Consider the following 2,767-nt stretch of genomic DNA (forward strand, 5'->3'; position numbering starts at 1 on the left):
GAGCGCGGGCAGGTCGGCGGACACGAGGGCGATGCGTCCCGCCCCGGCCGAGGCGGCGGCGCGCAGCTCGACGACGTCGGCGCAGCGCCGCGTCACCTGCAGGCCGGGCGCGTCGAGCGCCGTGACGACGTCGGCCTCGCGCGGCCCCCGCACCGCGCACAGGACGGTCTCGACGGTGGTCGCCCCGCTCACCGAGAGCCGCCCACCGGCACGACGGCGATCGACCCCTCGCCCGCGACGGCGCCGAGGACGGCCGGGAGGTGCTCCTCGGCGACGAGGACGTGGACCGTCACGGGGCCGCCGGCGACGAACGTCCCCGCCTCCTCGTCCACCTGCGCCACCGTGACGCCCTCGACGAGCGGCACCGGCTGCGCCGCCGGCTCCGGCGCGGGCTGCCCACCCGTCGCGGTGCCCGGCGCGGGCGGCACGTGCCACAGGTCGACGTCGGCGCCCGCGACGATGCGGTCCGACAGGCCGCTCGCGACCGGGACCGCGACGGCCCGCACGGCGAGGTCCTCGCCGGCGCCGAGGGCGCTGGCCGGCACGAGCTCGCCCGGCTCGACGGTCCGCAGGACCACGGTGTCGTCGGGCAGGCCGTCGCGCACGAGGAGGTACCCGTCCGTGCCTCCGCCGAGGCGCACCTCGACGGTGCGCAGGTCGTCCGCGGTGATGACGTCGCCGGGCGTGAGGACGCCGTCGGCCGCGTACACGGCGTCGGTCCGTCCGGCGGCGCTCACCGCCCAGGAGCCGAGCGCCACCGACAGCGCGACGACGACCACGCCGACGAGCAGGCGCGGGTCGCGCCAGGTCGGCCGGCGCAGGCGTGCCGCCGTGTGCGGCCGGGCGGCGGTGGGCACGTCCCGTCCGGGGCGGTCCAGGGTCGTCGTCATCGGGGTCCTTCCGTGGTGGATCTGCGGGCGCGGGCGGGCCGGCGGCCCGGTGGCGGCACGTTCATGGTGGCGGGTCGGCGCGTCCCGTGGGAGAGGGTGTGGACAACCGCCTGGGCCGCGGTCCTGCGTGCCACACTGACGGCATGGCTCAGCGCTTCCTCACCCTCGCCGACGTCACGGAGGAGCTCAACATCTCCGCCGCGCAGGCGTACTCGCTGGTGCGTTCGGGCGAGCTGCCGGCGATCCAGGTCGGAGGCCGGGGCCAGTGGCGCGTCGAGGCGAGCGAGCTGGAGGCGTACATCCAGCGCATGTACGCGCAGACACGCCGGCGCATCGAGGCGGGCGAGCTGGAGGGCTGATCCCGCGCGGGGTGCCCTCACCGCACGACCACGCCGGCCACCGTGTCGCTCACGCACAGGAGCGCGGACCACGGCACCACGCGGGCGCCGTCGTGCACGCCGGGTCCCGTCTCCACGTCGACGTGGTCCTTGCCGACACGGGCGATCCAGCCCGGGTGCACGCCCGCGGTCGTGCGGACCTGGACCGGGAGCCGGTCGCGCATGAGGGCGCGCAGCGCGTGCCCGAGGCCGAGGCGCCCGGAGCGCGCGCCGTCCCCGGGGCGCGCGAACCGGCCGAGACCGGTGACGGACGCGACCGCCGCGATCGGGACGAGGTGCTGACGCCCCTGGTCGCCGACGAGGACCCACTCCGCGGCGACCTCGTGCAGCCGCCCCGTGACGCGTGACCCGTCGTGCAGCTCGAGCGTGACGGGCCCGGTCGTGCCGCGGAGGCGTTCGACCAGCGTCAGCGTCGCCTGCTCGGCGCGCGTGAGGTCCGCGACGGCGTCCGTCAGCTCCGCCCGCTCGGCGGCGGCGAGCTGTGCCGCGAGGTCGTCGAACAGGGCTTCCCATCGCACGCGGAACACCGTACCGGGTGGTCCGGCGGCCGCGTGCCGTTCATCCACAGGCCCCTTCCTGTCTGGACAAACGACATCCCGACACCCTTGAATGCTCCCAGCGACATCAAACTGCATCAAACGACATCAACGACGTCGACCGGCTCCCTGCCGGCGCGGACAGGAGCGGACGACCATGCGGCGACGGACGGAACGGACCGGCCCGGGACCCGAGGCGAGCGCCGGCGACACCGGCCCCATCGCGCTCCTCGCGCTCCTCGTCGTCGCGATGGCCGCGGCGGTGACCGCCCTGGCCGTCCGCGCGGCGCAGGTGGTCGCGACCCTCCCGACGCCCCGCGTGGAGTCGTACCTCGAGCTCCCCGTGCTCGCGGGCGGCGCGCTCGCGGCGGTGTGGGTCGGGCTGAGCGCGCTCGTCGCGCTCGTGTGCGTCGTCGCCCGGTCGGCGGGGCGCACGTGGTCGCGGGGCGAGCGGCTCGTCGTGCGCCACGCCCCCGCGGTCGTGCGCCGCGCAGCGCGGATCGGCGTGAGCGTCAGCGTCGGAGCAGGGCTCGTCCTCGGCGGCGGCGCCGCGCACGCCGCCGAGCCGGACGCCGGCGACCACACGCCCGTCGCGGCCGTGGTCGACCTCGGGTGGCGCCCCTCTGCCCCGCAGGTCGAGCCGGGGACGGCCGGAGCTCCCGGAACGGCGGCCACCCCGGAGGCCACCGGCGCCGTGGACGCGCCCGGAGCCCCGGGAGCCCACGACGCCACGGACCCCGCCGCCGCACCGGCACCCACCGGTACCCCGACGCCGGCCGCCCCAGAGGCCCTCCCCGACGACGTCGCCGTCGCCGAGCAGGCAGGCAGGCACGGCGGCAAGCACGGCGGCAAGCACCTCGACGAGCGGGCCGGCACGCAGGCCGACGCGCAGGCCGACGTGCCCGGCGCGCCGTCGTCCGCCGCGGCGACGCCGGACCACGAC

At 77.6% G+C, this 2,767-nt stretch carries 3 protein-coding genes and 2 pseudogenes; 2 read left to right on the plus strand and 3 right to left on the minus strand.

Going from position 1 to position 2,767, the window contains the following annotated elements:
* Together JZ5iCDA_RS16640 and JZ5iCDA_RS16645 are read right to left on the minus strand one after the other, a co-directional pair.
* A pseudogene (locus JZ5iCDA_RS16640) lies at positions 1–192 on the minus strand (hypothetical protein); the annotation flags it as partial.
* Complete coding sequence (locus JZ5iCDA_RS16645) at positions 189–890, minus strand: hypothetical protein (RefSeq protein ID WP_069388139.1); 702 nt, start codon at positions 888–890, stop codon at positions 189–191. The gene JZ5iCDA_RS16645 and the pseudogene JZ5iCDA_RS16640, both read right to left, overlap by 4 nt.
* Before the next feature lie 143 nt (positions 891–1,033).
* Between JZ5iCDA_RS16645 and JZ5iCDA_RS16650 the strand changes: the two genes are divergently transcribed.
* Positions 1,034–1,249 carry a helix-turn-helix domain-containing protein gene (locus JZ5iCDA_RS16650; RefSeq protein WP_069388140.1) on the plus strand — a complete coding sequence of 72 codons (216 nt, stop codon included), beginning with the start codon at positions 1,034–1,036 and terminating at the stop codon, positions 1,247–1,249.
* Positions 1,250–1,266: 17 nt separating this feature from the next.
* Here JZ5iCDA_RS16650 and JZ5iCDA_RS16655 read toward each other — a convergent pair whose 3' ends face one another.
* Positions 1,267–1,806 (minus strand): hypothetical protein, encoded by a 540-nt coding sequence (locus JZ5iCDA_RS16655; protein WP_069388141.1) that lies wholly within the window; start codon positions 1,804–1,806, stop codon positions 1,267–1,269.
* Positions 1,807–1,981: 175 nt separating this feature from the next.
* Here JZ5iCDA_RS16655 and JZ5iCDA_RS16660 point away from each other — a divergent pair.
* A pseudogene (locus JZ5iCDA_RS16660) lies at positions 1,982–2,767 on the plus strand (hypothetical protein); the annotation flags it as partial.

The sequence above is a fragment of the Cellulosimicrobium cellulans genome (assembly GCF_001722485.1).
Taxonomy (GTDB): domain Bacteria; phylum Actinomycetota; class Actinomycetes; order Actinomycetales; family Cellulomonadaceae; genus Cellulosimicrobium; species Cellulosimicrobium cellulans_A.

Bases quoted from the DNA above. Each gene is read 5' to 3' on its own strand.
- JZ5iCDA_RS16645 (WP_069388139.1), bottom strand. From the start codon at position 890: ATGACGACGACCCTGGACCGCCCCGGACGGGACGTGCCCACCGCCGCC.
- JZ5iCDA_RS16650 (WP_069388140.1), top strand. From the start codon at position 1,034: ATGGCTCAGCGCTTCCTCACCCTCGCCGACGTCACGGAGGAGCTCAAC.